Source organism: Nakamurella sp., assembly GCF_048594475.1.
GTDB lineage: Bacteria > Actinomycetota > Actinomycetes > Mycobacteriales > Nakamurellaceae > Nakamurella.
Map to the genome: position 1 here is coordinate 1 of NZ_JBMDXT010000226.1, position 4055 is coordinate 4055.

The window sequence follows — 4055 nt, forward strand, 5'->3', positions numbered from 1 at the left end:
GGTCGGCCCGCCCGCGCCGGTCGCCGCGAACGGCGACGGTTCGGGCCCCGGCCCGGCCGGTGGCTACCTCGTCACCGACGCCGATGCGGCATCCCCGGCGCGGCGCCGGCGGGCCGCGTCCCGGCCGGCCGGCCCGTCGGCCGCGCCGGACGGCTCGGCCGCGCCGGAGGGAACCGGCGGGGACGGCGCGGGCGTCGAGAGCGTGCCCGCCGGATGAGTCAAGGGTGGGCGGCCGGCCCGGGGTGCGCCTCGGACCGGCCGGTTTGCCCCGGCCGACCCGGCCGCGTACTCTGGACAACCGGCACGCTGCGACGCAGCGTGTTTCGTACTGCCTGGGTTTCACCCGGTCGATCCCGCGGTGAACGCGGCGCCGATCGGTGCGCGTGGGCGGGACTATGACAGCAGCACCATCACTGGCACGACAAGAGGCAGGAAGGCGCGTCTGATGTACGCGATCGTCAAGACCGGCGGCAAGCAGTACAAGGTCGCCGAGGGCGACGTCATCGAGGTCGAGAAGCTCGAGGGCGACCCCGGCGCCGCGGTGACCCTGCCCGCAGTGCTGGTGGTGGACGGCGCGGCCGTCACCACCGGGATCGATGCGCTGGCCAAGGTGTCGGTGGCCGGCGAGGTCGTCGCCCACACCAAGGGCCCGAAGATCGTCATCCACAAGTTCAAGAACAAGACCGGTTACCACAAGCGCCAGGGGCACCGTCAGCCGCTGACCAAGGTCCGCGTCACCACCATTTCTGTCGGCTGACGCCGGTCGAACGGGTAGTAGAGGAGAAGCCGACATGGCACACAAGAAGGGCGCGTCCAGCTCCCGCAACGGTCGTGACTCCAACGCCCAGCGGCTCGGGGTCAAGCGGTTCGGCGGCCAGCAGGTGAACGCGGGCGAGATCATCATCCGGCAGCGGGGCACCAAGTTCCACCCCGGTGAGGGCGTGGGCCGCGGCCGCGACGACACCCTGTTCGCGCTGGTCGCGGGCGAGGTCGCATTCGGCAGCAAGCGTGGTCGCAAGACCGTCAACATCGTCGTTGCGGAGCCGGCGGCCACCGCGGCCGCCGTCTGACGCGACACACCTCGACAGGGGCGGCCCGTTTCGACGGGTCCGCCCCTTTCGTGCGTCCTGAGCCCTGAACGGCAGGGCTCGACCGGGCTCGACACAGGTCGAGCGGGATCCGAGAGCGAAGGGAGGTCACCGTGGCCAAGTTCGTCGACCGCGCCGTCCTGCACCTGCAGGCCGGCAACGGCGGTCACGGGTGCGCCTCCGTGCACCGCGAGAAGTTCAAGCCGCTCGGCGGCCCGGACGGCGGCAACGGCGGCAACGGGGGTGACGTCACCCTCGTCGTCGACGACAACGTCCACACCCTGCTGGACTTCCACTTCCGGCCGCACGCCAAGGCCGGCAACGGCCGGCCCGGGCAGGGCGACAACAAGGACGGCGCCAACGGCGACGGCCTGGAGCTGAAGGTGCCGACCGGCACCGTCGTGCTGGGCCCGGACGGCCAGGTGCTGGCCGATCTGATCGGCCCCGGCGCGCGGTACGTGGCCGCGAAGGGCGGCCGGGGCGGTCTGGGCAACGCGGCGCTGGCCAGCCGGGCGCGCAAGGCGCCCGGGTTCGCGCTGCTCGGCGAGCCCGGTGAATCCACCGAGGTGGTGCTCGAGCTCAAGTCCGTCGCCGACGTCGGCCTGGTCGGCTTTCCCAGCGCCGGGAAGTCCTCGCTGGTCTCGGTGCTGTCCGCGGCCCGTCCCAAGATCGCCGACTACCCGTTCACCACCCTGGAGCCGAACCTGGGCGTCGTCACCGCCGGGGCCGAGGTCTTCACCGTGGCCGACGTGCCCGGCCTGATCCCGGGGGCCAGCCAGGGCAAGGGCCTGGGGCTGGAGTTCCTGCGGCACATCGAGCGCTGCTCGGTGCTGGTGCACGTCATCGACTGCGCCACGTACGAGTCCGGGCGCGACCCGATGTCCGACATCCAGGCGCTGGAGCACGAGCTGGCCGAGTACGGCGCCGGGCTCGCCTCCGACCTGACCAGCAAGCCCCGGCTCGTCGTGCTGAACAAGATCGACGTGCCCGAGGCCCGCGAGCTGGCCGAGTTCGTCCGGCCCGACATCGAGGCGGCCGGCCACCAGGTGTTCTGCATCTCCGCGGTCACCCACGAGGGCCTGTCCGAGCTGAAGTTCGCGATGGCGCAGGCGGTCGCCGCGGACCGCGCGGCCCGCCCGGCCCCGGTGCCGCCGCGGCTCGTCGTCCGGCCCAAGCCGGTGGACTCCGAGGAGTTCCAGGTGGCCGTCGACCCCGAGGTCGAGGGCGGCTTCGTGGTGACCGGGGCCCGGCCGGAACGCTGGATCCGGCAGACGGACTTCGGCAACGAGGAGGCGGTCGGGTACCTGGCCGACCGGCTGGCCCGGCTCGGCGTCGAGGAGCAGCTCGCCGCCATCGGCGCGCGCCCGGGGGCGCCGGTCACGATCGCCGACGTCACGTTCGACTGGGAGCCGACCACGCTGGCCGGGGTCGACGTCGTGCCGACCGCGCGGGGTACCGACGAGCGGATCTCGCGCAGCGACCGGCTGGGGGCGGCCGAACGCAAGGCGCTGCACCGGCTGCGGCGCGGGCTCGACGTCGAGGGGCACACCCTCGACGAGGAGGGGACGGCGAACGGCGGATGAGCGTGCAGGAGGCGCTGGACGTCACCGGCTCCGGCTCGGTGTCCGAGCCGCGGCGCGCCATCGGCCAGGCTCGGACCGTCGTGGTCAAAATCGGCTCCTCCTCCCTGACCACGGCGGCCGGCGGCCTCGACCCGGCCCGGCTGGACCGGTTGGTCGACGCCATCGCCGCGCGCGTGGCGGCCGGCTCCCAGGTCGTCCTGGTCTCGTCCGGGGCGATCGCCGCCGGCCTGTCGCCGCTCGGGCTGGCCCGCCGGCCGCGCGACCTGGCCACCCAGCAGGCCGCCGCGTCGGTGGGGCAGCAGCTGCTGGCCCACCGCTACGCCAGCTCGTTCGCCCGGTACCGGCTGACGGTCGGCCAGGTGCTGCTCACCAGCGACGACGTGGTCCGCCGGGCGCATTACCGCAACGCCCAGCGGACCTTCGGCAAGCTGCTGGCGTTCGGGGTGGTGCCGGTGGTCAACGAGAACGACACGGTGGCCACCGCGGAGATCAAGTTCGGCGACAACGACCGGCTGGCCACGCTGGTCGCGCACCTGGTCGGCGCGCAGGCGCTGATCCTGCTGTCCGACGTGGACGCGCTCTACGACGGCGATCCGCGGCACCCCGGGTCCCGGCCGGTCCGGGAGGTGCCCGACGCCTCGGTGCTGGCCGGGATCGCCATCGGCGGGTCCGGCAGCGACGTCGGGACCGGCGGCATGGAATCCAAGCTGACGTCGGCCCTGACCGCGACCGGCGCCGGCATCCCGGTGCTGCTCGCGTCGGCGGCCGATGCGGGCGCGGCCCTGGTCCCGGCCGATGCGGCGGCCCCCGGCCCGGTCGTCGGCACGGCGTTCGCGCCGGCCACCCGGCGCACCCCGGCCCGGCTGTTCTGGCTGCGGCACGCGGCCACCTCGGCCGGCTCGATCGGGCTGGACGCCGGTGCGGTCACCGCGGTGGTCCGGCGCCGCAAGTCGCTGCTGCCGGCCGGCATCACCCATTTCTTCGGTGACTTCGAGTCCGGTGACGTGGTCGACCTGCTGGCGCCGACCGGCGAGGTTGTGGCCCGCGGGTTCGTCGGGCACGACGCCGGCGAACTGCCCGGGATGATCGGCCGGTCGCTGGCCGATCTGCCCCCGCAGCTGCGCCATCCGGTCGTGCACGCCGACGACCTGGTCGCGGTGTCGCCAACTATGGTCGATCCAGCAGTTCCCCCGCCCAGCGAAGGATCCGAGCATGTCCATCCTGGAGCACCCGGTCGCCCCGTCCACCGCCCCGTCCGCCGGTGCGGACGCCGCCGGCACGGTTCCGCCCGCCCGCCGGGCGACCACGTCCGCGACCCGGGACGAGGTCCTGGCGTCGGCGCGGCGCTCCCGGGCCGCGGCGGCCGAGCTGGCCGTGCTCACCC

The 4055-nt window shown here is 74.1% G+C and carries 3 protein-coding genes and 2 pseudogenes; all 5 read left to right on the forward strand.

Annotation, left to right across the window (positions count from 1 at the left end):
• A pseudogene (locus tag ACOJUF_RS10570) lies at nt 1-217 on the forward strand (hypothetical protein); the annotation flags it as partial.
• A gap of 228 nt (nt 218-445) precedes the next feature.
• Entirely contained in the window at nt 446-757 is a 312-nt protein-coding gene (rplU, locus tag ACOJUF_RS10575) for a 50S ribosomal protein L21 (protein ID WP_420121813.1), read from the forward strand.
• A gap of 34 nt (nt 758-791) precedes the next feature.
• A complete protein-coding gene (rpmA, locus tag ACOJUF_RS10580) occupies nt 792-1070 on the forward strand; it encodes a 50S ribosomal protein L27 (RefSeq protein ID WP_420121814.1) in 279 nt (92 codons plus the stop codon).
• Between the two features lie 131 nt (nt 1071-1201).
• Complete coding sequence (gene obgE / locus ACOJUF_RS10585; RefSeq protein ID WP_420121815.1) at nt 1202-2671, forward strand: GTPase ObgE; 1470 nt, start codon at nt 1202-1204, stop codon at nt 2669-2671.
• Nucleotides 2672-2709: 38 nt separating this feature from the next.
• Nucleotides 2710-3825, forward strand: a pseudogene (gene proB / locus ACOJUF_RS10590) (glutamate 5-kinase); the annotation flags it as partial.
• Nucleotides 3826-4055: the final 230 nt, after the last annotated feature.